This window comes from Bacillus sp. FSL K6-1005 (assembly GCF_038000225.1).
In the GTDB taxonomy this organism is placed as follows: domain Bacteria; phylum Bacillota; class Bacilli; order Bacillales; family Bacillaceae; genus Bacillus; species Bacillus mojavensis.
In genome coordinates, this window is sequence record NZ_JBBOBP010000001.1 from 2,364,797 (window position 1) to 2,381,435 (window position 16,639).

General features: G+C 45.0%; 17 protein-coding genes and 1 pseudogene. 11 read left to right on the forward strand and 7 right to left on the reverse strand.

Annotated elements, in window-relative coordinates; translation table 11 throughout:
• Positions 1-10: 10 nt before the first annotated feature.
• Positions 11-280 carry an excalibur calcium-binding domain-containing protein gene (locus tag NST16_RS12470; RefSeq protein ID WP_010333640.1) on the reverse strand — a complete coding sequence of 90 codons (270 nt, stop codon included), beginning with the start codon at positions 278-280 and terminating at the stop codon, positions 11-13.
• 214 nt (positions 281-494) lie between these two features.
• Here NST16_RS12470 and NST16_RS12475 point away from each other — a divergent pair, with 214 nt between their 5' ends.
• Entirely contained in the window at positions 495-1,394 is a 900-nt protein-coding gene (locus tag NST16_RS12475; RefSeq protein WP_168747353.1) for an SDR family oxidoreductase, read from the forward strand.
• 45 nt (positions 1,395-1,439) lie between these two features.
• Here the strand turns inward: NST16_RS12475 and comK are convergent, their stop codons facing one another.
• Complete coding sequence (comK, locus tag NST16_RS12480) at positions 1,440-2,018, reverse strand: competence transcription factor ComK (protein WP_010333638.1); 579 nt, start codon at positions 2,016-2,018, stop codon at positions 1,440-1,442.
• Between the two features lie 293 nt (positions 2,019-2,311).
• On the opposite strand from comK, the gene NST16_RS12485 reads away from it, so the two are divergent.
• Positions 2,312-2,545: an IDEAL domain-containing protein gene (locus NST16_RS12485; protein WP_010333637.1), complete on the forward strand. Its 234-nt coding sequence runs from the start codon at positions 2,312-2,314 to the stop codon at positions 2,543-2,545.
• Positions 2,546-2,573: 28 nt separating this feature from the next.
• On the opposite strand, the gene NST16_RS12490 is transcribed toward NST16_RS12485, so the two are convergent.
• Complete coding sequence (locus NST16_RS12490) at positions 2,574-3,431, reverse strand: SDR family oxidoreductase (protein WP_010333636.1); 858 nt, start codon at positions 3,429-3,431, stop codon at positions 2,574-2,576.
• 111 nt (positions 3,432-3,542) lie between these two features.
• Between NST16_RS12490 and NST16_RS12495 the strand changes: the two genes are divergently transcribed.
• From NST16_RS12495 to NST16_RS12520, 7 genes and pseudogenes are all read left to right on the forward strand, one after another.
• Positions 3,543-5,072: an FAD-dependent oxidoreductase gene (locus NST16_RS12495; RefSeq protein ID WP_010333635.1), complete on the forward strand. Its 1,530-nt coding sequence runs from the start codon at positions 3,543-3,545 to the stop codon at positions 5,070-5,072.
• Between the two features lie 254 nt (positions 5,073-5,326).
• Positions 5,327-5,704 (forward strand): annotated as a pseudogene (locus NST16_RS20830) (protoglobin domain-containing protein); the annotation flags it as partial.
• A gap of 6 nt (positions 5,705-5,710) precedes the next feature.
• Positions 5,711-6,508 (forward strand): methyl-accepting chemotaxis protein, encoded by a 798-nt coding sequence (locus NST16_RS20835; RefSeq protein WP_411802340.1) that lies wholly within the window; start codon positions 5,711-5,713, stop codon positions 6,506-6,508.
• Between the two features lie 134 nt (positions 6,509-6,642).
• A complete protein-coding gene (locus tag NST16_RS12505) occupies positions 6,643-7,200 on the forward strand; it encodes a biotin transporter BioY (protein ID WP_339180638.1) in 558 nt (185 codons plus the stop codon).
• Positions 7,201-7,206: 6 nt separating this feature from the next.
• Entirely contained in the window at positions 7,207-8,646 is a 1,440-nt protein-coding gene (locus NST16_RS12510) for an acyl-CoA synthetase (protein WP_340887033.1), read from the forward strand.
• Positions 8,643-9,737 carry an acetyl-CoA C-acyltransferase gene (locus tag NST16_RS12515; protein ID WP_340887035.1) on the forward strand — a complete coding sequence of 365 codons (1,095 nt, stop codon included), beginning with the start codon at positions 8,643-8,645 and terminating at the stop codon, positions 9,735-9,737. The genes NST16_RS12510 and NST16_RS12515 overlap by 4 nt, the downstream gene beginning before the upstream one ends.
• Positions 9,738-9,807: 70 nt before the next feature.
• Positions 9,808-10,389, forward strand: coding sequence for a histidine phosphatase family protein (locus tag NST16_RS12520; RefSeq protein ID WP_010333629.1), 582 nt, complete (start codon positions 9,808-9,810; stop codon positions 10,387-10,389).
• Between the two features lie 28 nt (positions 10,390-10,417).
• Here the strand turns inward: NST16_RS12520 and NST16_RS12525 are convergent, their stop codons facing one another.
• The 3 genes from NST16_RS12525 to NST16_RS12535 all read right to left on the reverse strand — a co-directional run bounded on the left by NST16_RS12525 (position 10,418) and on the right by NST16_RS12535 (position 13,164).
• Complete coding sequence (locus tag NST16_RS12525; RefSeq protein WP_340887038.1) at positions 10,418-11,389, reverse strand: ABC transporter substrate-binding protein; 972 nt, start codon at positions 11,387-11,389, stop codon at positions 10,418-10,420.
• A gap of 261 nt (positions 11,390-11,650) precedes the next feature.
• Positions 11,651-12,643 (reverse strand): acrylyl-CoA reductase family protein, encoded by a 993-nt coding sequence (locus NST16_RS12530; RefSeq protein WP_340887040.1) that lies wholly within the window; start codon positions 12,641-12,643, stop codon positions 11,651-11,653.
• Positions 12,644-12,714: 71 nt separating this feature from the next.
• Positions 12,715-13,164, reverse strand: a complete 450-nt coding sequence (locus NST16_RS12535; protein ID WP_229147742.1) for a GNAT family N-acetyltransferase — start codon at positions 13,162-13,164, stop codon at positions 12,715-12,717.
• 442 nt (positions 13,165-13,606) lie between these two features.
• Between NST16_RS12535 and aprE the strand changes: the two genes are divergently transcribed.
• Complete coding sequence (aprE, locus tag NST16_RS12540; RefSeq protein WP_010333625.1) at positions 13,607-14,752, forward strand: subtilisin AprE; 1,146 nt, start codon at positions 13,607-13,609, stop codon at positions 14,750-14,752.
• A gap of 42 nt (positions 14,753-14,794) precedes the next feature.
• Here aprE and NST16_RS12545 read toward each other — a convergent pair whose 3' ends face one another.
• Positions 14,795-16,084, reverse strand: a complete 1,290-nt coding sequence (locus NST16_RS12545; RefSeq protein ID WP_168747343.1) for a M48 family metallopeptidase — start codon at positions 16,082-16,084, stop codon at positions 14,795-14,797.
• 142 nt (positions 16,085-16,226) lie between these two features.
• On the opposite strand from NST16_RS12545, the gene NST16_RS12550 reads away from it, so the two are divergent.
• A complete protein-coding gene (locus tag NST16_RS12550) occupies positions 16,227-16,622 on the forward strand; it encodes a hypothetical protein (RefSeq protein WP_010333623.1) in 396 nt (131 codons plus the stop codon).
• The last annotated feature ends 17 nt before the right edge of the window (positions 16,623-16,639 follow it).

A 16,639-nucleotide genomic window follows, 5' to 3' on the forward strand; every position in this document is an offset into this window, starting at 1 on the left:
CTTTTTTCCTTTAGCGTTCGCAGGCGATGAAATCTTTATCACGGTCGCTCTTTTTATTGGCGTCATAAAGCGCCTTTGATACGTAAGGCTTGTACTTCGTTTTTCCGCCTTTATTTTTCACTTTGGACGTACGGGCTACCCCGCCTTTGTACACTTTGTTTAATTCCTTGCAGTTCTTATACGTCTTGACCTTCGTTTTGGCTTCCGCCACATGGTCAGCTCCGTATGAAAAACCGAAAACGAGACCGAGTGACAGCAAAAGCGCCGCGGCTTTTTTCATGACAATATACTCCCCCCATACCCAATATTTAGTTGTTTTATAGCGATTTTATCATAATTCAATTCATCCTATTTTACAAGATAAATATGGAAGGAGCGGCATTTTTTCGGCTTTCTTTGTCTTGCAGAGATGCAAACTGCCAAAACATGTTTTCCTCACTTTGCTCAAGGGTACACATACGAATGTACACCACACACAAAAAGGAGCGTTGATGATGTCTGATACAAAACGAAACAATCCTTTAACAGCATTTTTTCACGATGAATTTCCTGAACAATACCAAGAACCGCCCGGCTTGCAGCAAAAAATGAAGCCGGTGCCGGACTGCGGAGAAAAAAGCTACAAAGGAGCTGGCAAACTAAATGGCCGAAAAGCTCTTGTCACCGGCGGTGATTCCGGTATTGGCCGCGCTGCCGCCATCGCTTATGCCCGGGAAGGCGCCGATGTGGCAATCAACTATTTGCCCGCGGAACAGCCTGATGCAGAAGAAGTAAAAGAACTGATTGAAGCAGAAGGACGCAAGGCAGTCCTGATTCCAGGTGATCTGAGTGACGAATCGTTTTGTCAGGATTTAGTCAAACAAGCGCATAACGAACTCGGCGGGCTGGATGTGTTAGCGCTCGTTGCCGGTAAACAGCAAGCAGTGCAAAACATTGAAGACCTTCCTACCGAACAAATCTATAAAACGTTTGAAGTGAACGTCTTCTCCCTATATTGGGTGGTTAAAGCGGCGCTTCCGTATTTGCCGGAGGGCGCGTCTATTATTACCACAACTTCAGTTGAAGGCTACAATCCAAGTCCGATGCTGTTAGATTATGCGGCGACGAAAAACGCCATTATCGGCTTTACCGTTGCGCTCGGAAAACAGCTTGCACCCAAAGGCATCAGAGTGAACTCTGTTGCGCCAGGACCAATCTGGACTCCGCTGCAAATTTCCGGCGGACAGCCGACTGAAAACATTCCGAAATTCGGCAAAGGAACACCGCCGTCACCATTAAACCGCGCCGGCCAGCCGGTGGAGCTGGCAGATGTTTATGTATTCTTAGCTTCAGAGAATTCAAGCTATGTGACATCTCAAATATACGGCATCACCGGCGGAATTCCGACGGCCTAGCGTTTTAGAAGGAGCTGCCCTGTTTGGTCAGCTCCTTTCTATTTTCTAATACCGCTCCCCAAGCTCACGCAAAATAAAATCATAAATCATCTTCGTCCGCTCTTCCTTCGGATACAGCATAAATTCCTGCCGTTTCGGGACACGGTGTTCGATTCTGTCCTGAAATTTGGTTCTGAGCCAGGCTGTCCGGTATACCTGATTCTCGAACGAATTGCATGAGACCGGCAGCTCCAACGTTTTTCCGTTTGAAAACGTCACTTCCGTATCGTCGAATTCAGTCGGTTTGAATTCTTTTACATGCACATGGGAAATCCAGCCGCATTGGGGTCTAGTCGAAGAAAGTGTAGGGAATAAAAAGATTTGGTTCGAAGGGTCCACCATGATTGGCGGTTTGTGAGAAATTTTTGTCACTTCATAAGTTCCCGCTTTTCTTCCCGCGTAGCTTGATCCGAAAAATCGGCAGCTTCGGTCGACAATTTGCAGCGGCTTCATGCTGACGTAAAACATACAGTCTTTTTCAATGATTTTTGAACAGATTTTGCCGTCGATTTCTTCTGGCAGCACGGCAATTGTTGCGCTGTTTACTTCATACGATTCTAATGGTGCGTCAGTTTTCTGACTCATGTTATGGCCTCCATCCTTTTTCTGCAAATTTTATACTAATAATCTATCATCTGTGTTTATAAAACGACAGGATTTTTTAACAAATGAACTAAAATCATCTTTTATTTATATTTTTTAGTTCTATTTTACTAGTAATAAACCGATTTTACTTTACTATATAATCTCATAACACAGCACTTCGCAGGATATGTCGATAGATTGCCAAGTATTAGTTGTCTAAAAATTATAAAAATTTATTGATTTTTTCGACCGTTATCCATATACTATAAAAAAGGCATTGGGGGGGATTCTTTATGAAAGAGAAAAAGTCGTACACTGAGCTCATGAAGTCCCGCAACACGCAAAAAACAAAAGAATTTGATGTAACAATGATGGATATTTACATTCAAATGGTGCTCGATGAATCCTTGTTTAAGCGTCGGTTGACCATGCTGACTGACCAAATCAACAAAGCCTTGGACGAAAAAGATAAAGATGCGTTTCTTACGCTCTCTAAAGAATATGCAGCGCTCAAACAGAGCGAATAAGCCAATCCTTAAGGATTGGCTTTTTTAATTATCCATTTACAATCGTTCCCCCGTTGACATGAATTGTCTGCCCAGTGACGTAAGTAGAATCATCGCTGGCAAGGTATAAATAGCTCGGCGCCACTTCCACCGGCTGGCCTGGCCGTTCCATCGGCACATCCGAACCAAACACTTCCACATCTTTTGCGGCAAAGCTGGCCGGAATGAGCGGTGTCCAGATTGGCCCCGGCGCAACCGCATTGACTCGAATGCCCTGCTGGACAAGCGATTGGGAAAGGGATCTTGTAAAAGTGACAATGGCTCCTTTTGTCGCTGAGTAATCGATCAGTGTTTTATTGCCTTTGTACGCGGTGATCGATGCTGTATTGATAATACTGCTTCCTTTTTTCAAGTGAGGCAACACAGCCTTCGTTAAATAAAACATAGAGAAAATGTTTGTCTGGAAGGTTCTGATCAGCTGGTGGCTAGTGATTTTTTCAATGCTCGGCTGCACATGCTGCTCAGCGGCATTATTGACCAAAATATCAATGGATGAAAAAGCCTGGCTGGCCTGTCTTACCACCTCGTTACAAAAGGCTTCATCTCCGACATCTCCTGCAATCAGCAGGCACTTCACCCCTTCTTTCTCTACATACTCCTTTGTTTCTTCGGCGTCCTGATGTTCATTAAAATACACAATGACCACATTCGCCCCTTCTTTTGCGAATAACACCGATACAGCGCGTCCGATCCCGCTGTCTCCACCTGTAATAATGGCTGTTTTGCCCGCTAGTTTTTTTGCCTTCTTCGGCTTATCAAATACCGGACGAGGATCCATCAGATATTCAAATCCCGGCTGCTGGTCCTGATGCTGCGGCGGCAATGTTTTCTTTTTCTCATTCGCCAATGCAATCACTCCTTTTCAACCCTATTATGTTATGAATAAAGCCTGCTTCCTATGTATGAAAAGATAGAAAGTGGAAAAATTAAGAATAAATGATATTGGAGGTACAATGGCTTGGCTAATCAACATTTTTCAAAAGAAGCTCCTGAAACATATTGGAGAACATCGGCGGACTTGCCTTCTTTTCCGGCGCTGCAAGAGGATACGGAATGTGATGTCACCATTATTGGAGGAGGCATTACAGGAATCACGACGGCCTATGAGCTGTCCAAAAGAGGCTTCCGAGTCGTACTGATTGAAGCGAATCAAGTTCTCAATGGCACAACGGCCCACACAACGGCAAAAGTGACAGCTCAGCACGATATGATCTATGATGAATTTATCCGCAACTTCGGGTTGAACCACGCAAGGCTTTATTATGAAGCGAACCAAAATGCAATTGATTACATAAAAGGGATTATTGATGAACATCAGATCGATTGCGAATGGACCAAACAAGATGCTTATCTTTACACAACAAGTGAAGATGCTGTACAAAAAATCCGCACTGAGCATGAGGCATATACAAAACTAGGGATTGAGAGAGACCTCGTAAAAGATCTTCCCCTTCCCGTCGGCTCTAAGCTGGCGCTTGTAATGAAGAATCAAGCCCAATTCCACCCGCTTCACTTTTTAACGGCGCTTCTTGATCAGATCGTGCAAAAAGGCGGACGGATTTTTGAAGAGACTGTTGCGCTTGATATTAAAAAAGGGGAAATGCCTGAAGTTGTTACAAAAAGCCGGCACGCCATTAAAAGCCGATTTATCGTATGCTGCTCCCATTTCCCTTTTTATGACGGGGGGGGATTATATGCAACAAGAATGTATTCTGACAGATCCTATGTCCTCGCCGTCAAGCCGAAGATCGACTATCCTGAGGGCATGTATGTAAGTATAGATCAGCCGTCAGTTGCGCTTCGCTACACCATTGCCAACGGAGAAAAGCTGATTCTATTCAGCGGAGTAAGCCATAAAACAGGCCAAGGAAAAGACATGTCGACCCATTACGAAACGCTGAGACAATTGGCAGAAAGCACAATTGGAATCGAAAGCATTCCCTATTACTGGTCCACACAGGATCTCGTGACTATCGACAAAATCCCATTCATCGGACCTATGTCTGAAAACGAAGACAATATTCTCGTTGCGACCGGCTTCAAAAAATGGGGCATGACATCATCAGCTGTCGCAGCTCAGCTTTTGTCAGACCTTGTGGAGAAAAAAGACAATCCATATGAGAGCATTTTTACACCGTCGCGTTTTCATCTGAATCCCGGCTTGCAAAAGGTGATTTCCTACAATGCAGATGTGGCCAAGCATTTCATTAAAGGAAAGCTTGAAAAACCCGACGTCGAGTTTGAAGAGATTGCGCCAGGTGAAGGAAAAGCCGTCACCATTAACGGGAGACGCGCGGGGGCATTCAGAGATGAAACAGGGTGCCTGCATCTTGTTGATACAACCTGCACCCATTTAGGCTGTGAAGTGGAATGGAACGATGGAGAGCACACATGGGATTGTCCGTGCCACGGATCACGCTTTAAACCAAACGGCGAGGTAGTTGAAGGACCGGCCATCAAACCATTAAAACAAATTGACCTTGATTAAACCGTTCAGTGAACTGAACGGTTTTTTTATAAATAATTTCTATCTGGCGTCTTCATTCGTGCTCCCCTTGACCGATAAAAAAGAAAAAGGCTTAAAAAACCAAAAGATAAAATTATTTCCCAAGGGGGATCACTGTATTGTTATTTAAAAAAGATAGAAAAAAAGAAACAGCATATTTTTCAGATTCAAACGCCCAGCAAAAAAATCGCATTCAGCTCACAAACAAGTTCTCAGATGTGAAAAAACAGCTCAAAATGGTCAGACTGGGAGACCCAGAGCTGCACGTGCTGCAGGAGCTTCAGCCCTTAATCCAAGAAAACATTGTTTACATCGTGGACGCTTTCTATAAAAACCTCGACCATGAGAGCTCATTAATGGATATTATTAACGACCACAGCTCAGTTGACCGCTTAAAACAAACGTTAAAACGGCATATTCAGGAAATGTTTGCCGGTGTCATTGATGATGAATTCATTGAAAAACGAAATAAAATTGCTTCTATCCATTTACGAATCGGCCTTCTGCCAAAATGGTACATGGGGGCGTTTCAGGAATTGCTTCTATCAATGATTGATATTTATGAAAAATCAATTTCAGATCACCATGAACTGCTGAAAGCAATCAAAGCGACAACCAAAATCTTAAACTTGGAACAGCAGCTTGTTCTTGAAGCGTTTCAAGCTGAGTACAACAAAACTCGCGATGAACAAGAGGAAAAGAAAAATCTTTTGCATCAGAAAATCCAAGAAACCTCCGGGTCGATCGCAAATCTGTTTTCAGAAACGAGCAGATCCGTTCAAGAGCTTGTTGACAAATCTGAAGGCATTTCCGAAGCATCCAAAGCCGGCACAGTCACATCCAGCACCGTTGAAGAAAAGTCGATCGGCGGGAAAAAAGAGCTTGAAATCCAGCAAAAACAGATGAATCGAATCGATACGAGCCTCGTCCAAATCGAAAAAGAAATGGTCAAGCTGGATGAAATCGCACAGCAAATTGAAAAAATCTTCGGCATCGTCACAGGCATTGCCGAACAAACGAATCTTCTGTCACTAAACGCATCTATTGAATCAGCCCGTGCAGGCGAACACGGCAAAGGCTTTGCTGTTGTGGCCAATGAAGTGCGGAAGCTGTCTGAAGATACGAAGAAAACCGTTTCTACAGTGTCCGAGCTTGTGAACAACACCAATACACAAATCAACATCGTGTCGAAGCATATTAAAGACGTGAACGGGCTTGTCAGCGAAAGCAAAGAAAAAATGACGCAAATTAACCGTTTATTCGATGAGATTGTTCACAGCATGAAAGTCAGCAAAGAACAATCCGGAAAAATTGACGTCGATCTGCAAGCCTTTCTCGGAGGGCTCCAGGAAGTCAGCCGCGCCGTTTCTCATGTGGCTGCTTCTGTTGATTCGCTTGTCATACTTACAGAAGAATAATCATCAAAAACCGGCCGAACGCAGGGCCGGTTTTTTTACGTTTCTTATGTAAACCTCTATTAATATTAAGTTGACATAGAAGCTGTCTGCATTTATTGTAGAACCATATTTTATTCGTTAGTGGAGGGTTTCATATGAAATTAATAGACATGATGCACATTGCAATCTTTACTGCACTGATGGCAGTGCTTGGCTTTATCCCCCCTCTTTTCTTATCCTTTACACCCGTTCCCATTACGCTGCAGACGCTCGGTGTCATGCTGGCCGGCAGCATCCTCAGACCGAAAGCCGCTTTTTTAAGCCAGCTTGTCTTTTTGCTGCTCGTTGCCTTTGGAGCACCGTTATTGCCCGGCGGCCGTGGCGGGTTTGGCGTTTTTTTCGGACCGAGCGCGGGTTTTCTGATGGCTTATCCGTTCGCCTCATGGCTGATCAGCCTAACCGTTCACAGACTGCATAAGGTAACGGTGTTCCGTCTCTTTTTCATTCATATTGTATTCGGCATCGCCTTTATTTACCTGCTTGGGATTCCTGTACAGGCTTTTATCATGCATATGGATCTGTTACAGGCGGGTTTTATAAGTCTTTCATTTGTGCCCGGCGATTTATTAAAAGCGGCAGCATCTGCGCTGCTTGCCATTAAAATCACCCAAGCCTTGTCTCTTTCTGATACGATGTATACAAAAGGAGGCTGACATTCTGTGACCATTACACATACATATAGATCCTTTGCCGATAAAAATCCAAGCCGGATTGCAATCCAGACTGAATCTGAACATATTACATATCGGGATTGGAATCGGCTGGTCACCCAAACTGCCAATTGGCTGCGGACACAGCCAAACGTTCCAAAACGTGTAGCCATCCTGCTCCCAAACAGCCTTGCATTTTTACAGCTGTTTGCCGGAGCTGCCGCGGCCGGGTGTACGGCGGTTCCCATTGATACACGCTGGAGTGCGGCTGAATGCGGTGAGCGGCTGGCAGTAAGCGGTGCTGATTTTGTTGTGGCTTCATCTCTTTTTAAAAACAAACTGACAGATTGTCTGACACCCGTTGTTTGGCTGGAAGACTGTATGGCGCATATCGCTGAGGCATCCGCTGATCCGGCACCAGCCGTTGACCCTGAGCTTCCCTTTTATATGGGCTTTACGTCAGGCTCAACAGGCAAGCCGAAAGCATTTACGCGCTCTCATCGCTCTTGGGTTGAAAGCTTTCATTGTACAGAAACAGATTTTTCGGTCTCCTCAAATGACAAAGTTCTGATTCCGGGAACGTTAATGTCTTCTCACTTTTTATACGGTGCTGTCAGCACTCTGTATCTCGGGGGAACAGTTTGTTTGCTTAAAAAATTCATCCCCGCTCAAACGAAGGAGTGGTTCACACAGAAATCCATCAGCGTACTCTATACCGTACCAACAATGACAGATGCCCTCGCCAACATTCACGCTTTTCCTGACAGCTCCGTTACAATCATTTCATCGGGAGCGGACTGGCCGGCAACATCCAAGGAGAAGCTCGCAGCCAAATGGCCTCATTTGAAGCTGTACGATTTTTACGGCACATCTGAGCTTAGTTTTGTGGCATATCTATCACCGGAAGACAGCAAACGAAAACCTCATTCAGCGGGCCGCCCTTTTCATAATGTCCGCATAGAGATTCGCAGCGCCGCCGGGGACCTCTGTCAGCCGGGGGAAATCGGGAAAATATTCGTCAAAAGCCCGATGAAGTTCTCAGGCTATGTAAACAGCCGCACATCAGATCAATCGGAATGGATGACAGTAGATGACATGGGCTATGTTGATGAAGAGGGATTTCTGTACATTGCAGGACGAGAAAACGGAATGATCGTATATGGCGGATTAAATATATTCCCTGAAGAAGTTGAGCGTGTGCTTCTCTCCTGCCCAGAGGTTGAAAAAGCAGCTGTGGCGGGCATTCCGGACGAGTATTGGGGAGAAATCGCCGCGGCCGTCATTTGCGGGAATACAGACGCCAAAAAACTGAAAGCCTGGTGCAGACACAAACTGGCATCCTACAAAATCCCGAAAAAATGGGTGTTTACAGACTGTATTCCGGAAACTAACAGCGGCAAAATTGCCCGTTCCAGCGTAAAAAAATGGCTGCGGGGTATGGTGGATTGAACGCGGTGATTGCAGATGCAAAACGAACGATTTTCGGAAAAGAAAACGGACTGCTGAAGCAGTTTTTGCCGGAGGATTTGGCCGCTCCTCTCATCAGCTGTCTCGGCCGAAAGTTAGAGGATCAAATCGATGAAGTGATTTTGGGAAACGCCACTGGCAGAGGCGGCAACCTCGCCCGGCTGTCAGCACTTCAAGCCGGACTTCCTTTATCTGTTCCCGGTATGACAATTGACAGACAATGCGGCTCAGGGCTTGAAGCAGTGCGTTCCGCATGCAATCTTATCAAGGCGGATGCCGGAAACATTTATATCGCAGGCGGCTCAGAAAGCAGCAGCCGATCTCCTTTTTCAGAAAGAGCCCGCTTTTCACCAGACACTGTTGGTGATCCCGATATGGGTATGGCGGCCGAATATACAGCAGCACGCTATGCCATCCCAAGAAGCATGCAGGACGAATACGCGCTTCTCAGCTATCACCGCAGCTGGAGTGCTCATACCGAAGGATTGTACCGTGAAGAGATTGTTCCTCTCGGGGAGTTGGAAACAGATGAAGCTTTCTTGAAAAGACGGCCGATGGAAGCAATCATTTCTCGTGCAAAGCCGGTGTTTGACACCAGCTCCGGAACGGTTACAGCCGCCAACAGCAGCGGCATATCAGATGGGGCGGCTGCACTCCTTGTCATGGAAGAGAAAAAAGCTGCATCCCTCGGCTATAAACCTGTGCTGCGCTTTATCGGAAGCGCCGTTAGCGGCATTCATCCCAACTATCCGTCCGCCGCTCCGGTTGAAGCGATCAGAAAGCTTTTAGCTGCAAACGCGCTGACGACTGAAGATATCGGTTTATACGAAATCAACGAAGCCTTTGCCGTTAAAATATGCGTCTGCTCACAAGAACTGGGTATTCCCTATTCAAAAATCAATGTGCGGGGCGGCGCATTAACTCTCGGCCATCCTTACGGCGCTTCCGGGGCTGCACTGGTCACCAGATTGTTTTATGAGGCGCAAAGACGGACAGGCTGTCAATATGCTGTCGCTGCCATCGGAAGCGGCGGCGGAATCGGTTTGGCTTTATTATTTGAGGTGTTGGCATAGGCTTTTTCATAGGATGCATGCCTCTAATTTAGTATAATAACGATAAGATCAAAGTCAGGAAGGGGATTTTATGACAGCCGTTTGCTTAGTAAGACACGGAGAAACCGATTGGAACCTGCAGCAAAAATGCCAAGGGAAAACAGACATCCCGCTGAACGAGACAGGCGAACGCCAAGCAAAGGAAACCGGAGAATACTTAAAAGATTTCTCTTGGGATATCATTGTCTCCAGCCCGCTGAAAAGAGCCAGAAGAACCGCGGACATTATTAATGAATACCTCAATCTTCCTATCGTCGAGATGGATGACTTTAAGGAGCGTGATTACGGGGACGCGGAGGGGATGCCGCTTGAAGAACGGACAAAGCGCTATCCGGACAAGAACTATCCAAACATGGAAACGCTGGAAGAGCTCACGGACAGGCTGATGGGCGGATTGGTAAAAGTAAATCACGCATATCCAAATCAAAAGGTACTGATTGTCGCGCACGGCGCAGCGATTCACGCACTGCTGACAGAGATTTCCGGCGGTGATCCCGAGCTTCAAAATACGCGCCTTGTCAATGCCTGCCTCAGCAACATTGAATTTGCAGAAGAAAAATGGAAAATTAAAGATTATAACATCAATAGCCACTTATCCGGTTTTATTCAATAAGAAAAGACAGGCGTTTGCCTGTCTTTTTTTATTTATTTTCCGCTGCCATATCATTTTGAAGCTCATCTAAAATGGCATTCGCTCCATCCACACTGCGGCGCAGAGACCATACCTGACGGTCAACATGGTACACATGTCCGTTTTTCACTGCCTTCAGCTTCTTCCACAGAACATTTTTTTCGATCGGCCGTTTGCCGTCCGCGTCAATATCGTCTGTTTTTCCTGTCATCAGGATGATTACATCCGGGTCTGTTTTCAGCAGCTGCTCAAGTGTCATTTTCATGTTCACAGAGTCGCCTCCATTACCGGTTTTTTTGTTATCGGACGTGCTGATCGCATATTGATAGCCGACTTGTGTTAAAAGTCTCGATGTGAAGAAATTTTCATCTCTGGCCATAATCGTGTCATTTGTATTTCCAATCAAAAGCACAGATTGGCTGTTGGCACTGATCTTTCTCTTTGTTTCATTCAGTTTTTCTTCATGCGCTGTCAGCTTTTTCTCCATATCCTTCTCTTTGCCGACTGCTTTTGCAATGGTAAGCGAAACGTCAATTGTATCCTGATAATCAGCATTTAAATTATTAAGCGCGATCGTCGGCGCGATGTTTTTCAGCTGATCATATACTTTCTTATGACGAGTCGTGTCTGCAATAATTAAATCGGGTTTCAGCGAAGCGATTTTTTCCATGCTTGGCTGTGACCGTGTGCCGACAGAGGTGTAGCCGTCAATTTTTTTCAGTACATCCTTGTTGATCAGCTGCTTCGCTTTATTGTCATCCGCCACTCCAATAGGCGTAATGCCGAGATCAAGCAAAGTGTCGATGAAGCCAAGCTCAAGCACAACGACCCGCTTCGGATGCTCAGGCACGTTCGTTTTCCCTAAATCATGTGTTACCGCTACTTTATTTTCTTCACTGTTTTGATTGCCGGCTGAAGAAGAACAAGCCGCCGTCAAGACAGAAAGAAGTAAAACTGTAAGAATAATCAGTGTTTTTTTCATAATATTCCAGTCTCTCCTGTATCTCAATTGAGGTGTCCAAAAGATAGTATAACACGTAATGATAATCATTATCACTATTATTATTGAAAATCAGAATAGAAAGTTTCATTTGGAATGGGGTAACGATTGGGAGGAATGTTTAAAACGGATATGCTGTCATGTGATACAGAAGCTTTGCCTTGAATGAATCTGCATATTCTAGACAAACAAAAAAGCTTGCAGAAATAGCATCTTTTTTTCTGCAAGCCGAAACTTCTTATTTTACAGTTTTACAAGGACTCTTCCTTGAATGTGATTTTGCAAAATATCGTTTAACGCATCAGGTGCTTCTGTTAAAGAGACTTCCTTGTCTACGATGGTCAGCAGCTGATCAGGCTTGAGATCAGAAGACATGTGCTCCCAAACAGCGGCTCTGACATCCATCGGACAGTACACTGAATCGATTCCCAGCAGACTGACTCCGCGAAGAATAAACGGATACACCGTTGCAGGAACCTCTCCCCCGCCCGTTAAACCGCTCACTGCGACAGATCCGCCGTATTGGATTTTGCTTAAAAGCGAGGCAAGCTGCTTCCCGCCGACAGGATCAACGGCTCCTTGCCATTGCTGCTTGGACAGCGCCTTACGTTTTCCGTCATAGACATCTTTCCTGCTGATCACTTCATCAGCACCGAGCTGCTTCAAATAGTCAGCCGCCTCCCGGTTTCCTGTGCTTGCGACCACATTGTAGCCGCGTTTGCTGAGCATCGATATTGCAATTCCGCCGACACCGCCGGTTGCTCCGGTGACAAGCACGCTCCCTTTTTCAGGAGAGAGTCCGTTCTGTTCAAGACGATGGACAGATAACGCCGCTGTAAACCCCGCCGTTCCGTACGCCATCGCTTCCTGCAGCGAAAGGTTCTTTGGCAAAGGCACCAGCCAGTCGCCAGGCACTGAAACATATTCGCTTAATCCGCCATGGCGTGAGACACCAAGCTCATAGCTTGTCGCAATGACTTCATCTCCTTCGGCAAAACGCGGATCATTTGAAGAGACAACCGTACCTGCGGCATCAATGCCTAAAATAAGCGGATATTCTCTAACAATATTCCCGCCTGCTTTTCCGGCCAAGCCGTCTTTGTAGTTGATGCCAGAATATGCTGTTTTAATCAGCACGCCGTCTTTCGGCAAATCCTCTGTTGATATGGTTTTGACATTGACTGAAACATCATCTGCATTTTTTTCTGCCAGCAATGCTTGAAATAACGTTGACATTCGGCACACTCCTTTTCATCTTTATCGTAACCGAACATCAGCCAAAAAACCAAATCATGAGGCCTCTATTTTCACTTCTCCGGCACATTAAGACTGTAATGCACAAATGCCGACTCCTCTTCATAGCCGTTTTGTTCATATAAACTTCTTGCCGTCCGATTGTGATGTTCCGTCTGCAGCTTTACACATTTCGCTCCGTTTTCCGAGGCATAATCCTTTGCAGCGGAAAGCAGCCGCCGGCCAACTCCCTTTTTTCGTACAGAAGGAGCGACAAATAAATCATTTAATATGTAGATTCTTTTCATAGCCACGGAAGAAAAGGCTGGGTAAAGCTGTGTAAAACCTATGAATTCCCCATTTTCTTCCGCGATAAAAATAGCAGACTCTTTATTTTCCAGGCGTGCTTTCAAAAAAGCCTCTGCTCCTTCCAGATCAGACGCCTGCTTATAAAATTCCCGGTACTGATTAAACAGCGGCGCAACGGCTGCCGCATCTGCTGTTTCAGCTTGTCGAATGTTCATCCCTTTTCCTTCTCTCTATATGTTGTTAAGAATTTCATTTTATATTTAATAGAATTTTCTGTAAACCACATTGTTCAGAATACTTTTTTCAGCATGCATGGAAAAAATATCACGATAATATCCATTGATCTCAAAGAAAAACATGCAGGTCATTGGAACTGATTTATTCGACAGGGTTCTTTCTGGTCGCGGGAGGATTTAACCTGAAAAAACATGAAATTTCAACATAATGATTATTTACTCATGTCTATTTTCGTTCTTTTCTGTATGTATACAGTTATTTCGAGCCACTATAAAAATAGCGAGAGATGATATACCTAAATAGAAATAAAACAATCTCAAAAAAATGGGTCTACTAAAATATTATCCAATCTATTACAATAAATTCACAGAATAGTCTATCAATAGGCTGCTCTGAAATTGTAAAAGGAGAGGGTAAAGAGTGAGAAGCAAAAAATTGTGGATCAGTTTGTTGTTTGCGTTCACGCTAATCTTCACGATGGCATTCAGCAACATGTCTGCACAGGCTGCCGGAAAAAACAGTGAAGAAAAGAAGTACATTGTCGGATTTAAACAGACAATGGGGGCTATGAGCACCGCCAAGAAAAAAGATGTTATTTCTGAAAAAGGCGGGAAAGTTCAAAAGCAATTTAAGTATGTAAATGCAGCCGCGGCAACATTGGATGAAAAAGCTGTAAAAGAACTGAAAAAAGATCCGAGTGTTGCTTATGTGGAAGAAGATCATGTTGCACATGAATATGCGCAATCTGTTCCTTACGGCATTTCTCAAATTAAAGCGCCGGCTCTTCACTCTCAAGGCTACACAGGCTCTAATGTAAAAGTAGCTGTCATCGACAGCGGAATTGACTCTTCTCATCCTGACTTAAACGTTCGAGGCGGAGCAAGCTTCGTACCTTCTGAAACAAACCCATACCAAGACGGCAGTTCTCACGGCACACATGTAGCCGGTACTGTTGCCGCTCTTAATAACACAATTGGTGTTCTGGGCGTAGCGCCTAGCGCATCGTTATACGCAGTAAAAGTGCTTGATTCTACAGGAAGCGGCCAATACAGCTGGATTATTAACGGCATTGAATGGGCGATTTCTAACAACATGGATGTCATCAACATGAGCCTTGGCGGACCTACTGGGTCTACAGCGTTGAAAACAGTAGTCGATAAAGCGGTTGCAAGCGGTATCGTCGTTGTTGCCGCAGCCGGAAACGAAGGAAGTTCAGGCAGCACAAGCACAGTCGGCTACCCTGCAAAATATCCTTCTACTATTGCGGTAGGCGCAGTAAACAGCAGCAACCAAAGAGCTTCATTCTCAAGCGCAGGTTCTGAGCTTGATGTGATGGCTCCTGGCGTATCCATCCAAAGCACACTGCCTGGAGGCACTTACGGCGCTTACAACGGAACGTCAATGGCGACTCCTCACGTTGCCGGAGCAGCAGCGTTAATTCTTTCTAAGCACCCGACTTGGACAAACGCGCAAGTCCGTGATCGTTTAGAAAGCACTGCAACATACCTTGGAAGCTCTTTCTACTATGGAAAAGGGTTAATCAACGTACAAGCAGCTGCACAATAAGATAAAAAAGAAGCAGGCCACCCCATACCTGCTTCTTTTTTATTAATCGGCCCCCTGTTCTGAGGCCGGGTGTTCTGACGTATTTTCATCGGTTTCCGCATGTTGAATCCGCTCCATGATCGAAGGGTGGCTCCCTCTGAAAAGTTTCACGAGAAAAGGCGGATCAACCTGGCTCAGCCCCGTAACAGCCAAATCCTGAAACGTTCTGACTGCGGCTTCGCTGTCCCCTGTCAGCTCAATTCCATATTGGTCTGCCTTATTCTCCTGATAACGGGAAACGGCATTAGAAAAAGGCGTAACCGCAAAACTCAAAACAGACACGATAAGCAATAACAGCGGCAATGCCGCAAGATCATGCCGGCCCTCTACATGAAACAGATTTCGTGCAAAGCGTACCCCCCGCTTGTAAAGCTTATCAACCATATAAAATCCCGCTAGCGACACGATTAAATAGCCGGCCAATCCGATATACACGTGCTTCATGACATAATGGCCCATTTCGTGCCCCATAATAAAGAGAATTTCCGAATCGTCGAGTTTATTCAGCGTTGTATCCCACAGAACAATCCGCTTATTGGCCCCAATTCCTGTCACATAGGCATTAAGCGCGTTTGTTTTTTCTGACATATTCACTTCATACACATGATCAGCCGGGATATCGGCTTCATCTGCCAGTGCTAAGATTTTGCTTTCCAGCTCTTTGTTTTTCAATGGATAAAAATCGTTGTATAAAGGATCAATAATCACCGGCTGAATAAAAAACAGAAACAGCGAAAACGGCACTGTTAACAGCCAGGCGTAAAACCACCATTTTTTTTCATGCTTTTTGATCAGCCAATAAAACACGAGAACGCAGAGCGTAAAGATCGGAAAACTGATCCAAAAGTCTATGACCTGATCCTTAGCCCAGCTAGAGGCTGTCTGCGTCGAAATATGGTAATCAAGCGATACCTGATAGCCTATCCAATCTAAAGGCAGCGTCACTAACGTTGTGATCAGCGAAAGCACAAACACAAAACCAATCATCTGCAAAAAACGAAAGGGCACGGCCGCTTCCATCCATTTCTTGATTTTCTTTGAAACACCGCTGACCAACAATACAAAAAACAGAAACCAATCAAGAGGAATACTGATAAAAAATAAAAAGTTCTTCACGTCAGAATACTGTTCGGCGACAGCCAATTGAGACGGCTTCATGAAAGAAGACGGGTCAGCCTGTGTTCCTTTCACGGCCTCCGGCACAGCGGAATCGCCGGACATAAAGAAATACCAATAGAAAAAAATCCCATACAGCACATATGCAAGCCCTGCACCCGCAATCCACTTGCGCATAACGCCTCACTCCTCACATCTAGACCCATTACTTCTATTGTAATCATAAATCCAATTTCTTAGAACCAAGCTGTGAGTTCGGACTTTTCCGCATGGAATCGCCCCCTGCTGGAGAAACTAGCAAATGTTTGGAGTGATGCAGATGAAAAAATTAGTAGCAGCCATCGTGGTTATCGGTCTTGTGTTTATTGCATTTTTCTACCTTTACAGCCGGTCAGGCGATGTGTATCAATCGGTTGATGCGGAATTGATCACCCTGTCTTCAGACGGGCGGGAAAAGATTGAAATCGAAAAAAGACAGCACGTCAAAGATATGCTGGACATTATGAATCAGGGAAAACAGCTGAAAACTGAGAAAACATCAGCTCCTGATTATGAAGGCACGGTAAAATTTCATAAAGACAGATTTGACTCATTCAGATTATGGATTGACGACAGCCAGCAGGCCGTTTTTTTGAAAGACGGCACGTATTACAAATTAACGCGAAACGATACCAAAGCGCTGCAAAACATCATTAAAAAAGAAGCAAAGGATTAAAAATGAAAAAGCGAAGC

Coding starts and splice junctions, on each gene's coding strand:
- NST16_RS12470 (WP_010333640.1), bottom strand. CDS start 280: ATGAAAAAAGCCGCGGCGCTTTTGCTGTCACTCGGTCTCGTTTTCGGT.
- comK (WP_010333638.1), bottom strand. CDS start 2,018: ATGAGTCAGAAAACTGACGCACCATTAGAATCGTATGAAGTAAACAGC.
- NST16_RS12530 (WP_340887040.1), bottom strand. CDS start 12,643: ATGTCAACGTTATTTCAAGCATTGCTGGCAGAAAAAAATGCAGATGAT.
- NST16_RS12535 (WP_229147742.1), bottom strand. CDS start 13,164: ATGAACATTCGACAAGCTGAAACAGCAGATGCGGCAGCCGTTGCGCCG.
- NST16_RS12520 (WP_010333629.1), top strand. CDS start 9,808: ATGACAGCCGTTTGCTTAGTAAGACACGGAGAAACCGATTGGAACCTG.
- NST16_RS12550 (WP_010333623.1), top strand. CDS start 16,227: ATGAAAAAATTAGTAGCAGCCATCGTGGTTATCGGTCTTGTGTTTATT.
- NST16_RS12485 (WP_010333637.1), top strand. CDS start 2,312: ATGAAAGAGAAAAAGTCGTACACTGAGCTCATGAAGTCCCGCAACACG.
- NST16_RS12545 (WP_168747343.1), bottom strand. CDS start 16,084: ATGCGCAAGTGGATTGCGGGTGCAGGGCTTGCATATGTGCTGTATGGG.
- NST16_RS12505 (WP_339180638.1), top strand. CDS start 6,643: ATGAAATTAATAGACATGATGCACATTGCAATCTTTACTGCACTGATG.
- NST16_RS12475 (WP_168747353.1), top strand. CDS start 495: ATGTCTGATACAAAACGAAACAATCCTTTAACAGCATTTTTTCACGAT.
- NST16_RS12525 (WP_340887038.1), bottom strand. CDS start 11,389: ATGAAAAAAACACTGATTATTCTTACAGTTTTACTTCTTTCTGTCTTG.